This is a genomic window from Rathayibacter tanaceti, from assembly GCF_001634385.1.
Taxonomy (GTDB): domain Bacteria; phylum Actinomycetota; class Actinomycetes; order Actinomycetales; family Microbacteriaceae; genus Rathayibacter; species Rathayibacter tanaceti.
This window is the reverse complement of sequence record NZ_LIIN01000324.1, coordinates 1-344: the sequence shown is the minus strand read 5'-3', so window position 1 is coordinate 344 and position 344 is coordinate 1. Positions and strand designations below refer to the sequence as shown.

Genomic DNA, 344 nt, shown 5'->3' with positions numbered 1-344 from the left:
CCGCCCCGCCGCTACGCCGAGCACGCGGCGGTCTGGCTCGAGTGCCCCCTCGACAGCGACGCGGCGTTCGACAGCTACGCCGCGGCGATGAGCGCGGCGGCGCTGCTCGCCTCCGGGGTGCTGGGGGGCCGCCCCGCGGGAGTCGCGCGAGCGCATCGCGGGGATCAGCACCGCCTACACCGAGCTCGCCGAGCTGGAGGAGCGGCGGTGACCGAGGCGGCGGAGCTGATCCGTGCGCACGCGCAGCACCCCGTCGGCTGCCGCGAGCAGCCGGAGCCGCGCGGACGGGCGGAGCTGATCACCCCCACCTGCGGCGACCGCCTCGGAGCTGCGCGTCGGCGGCG

1 pseudogene is annotated in these 344 nt (G+C 78.5%); it reads left to right on the top strand.

Annotated features, from left to right (window positions below):
- Nucleotides 1-344: pseudogene (locus ACH61_RS17775) on the top strand (hypothetical protein); the annotation flags it as partial.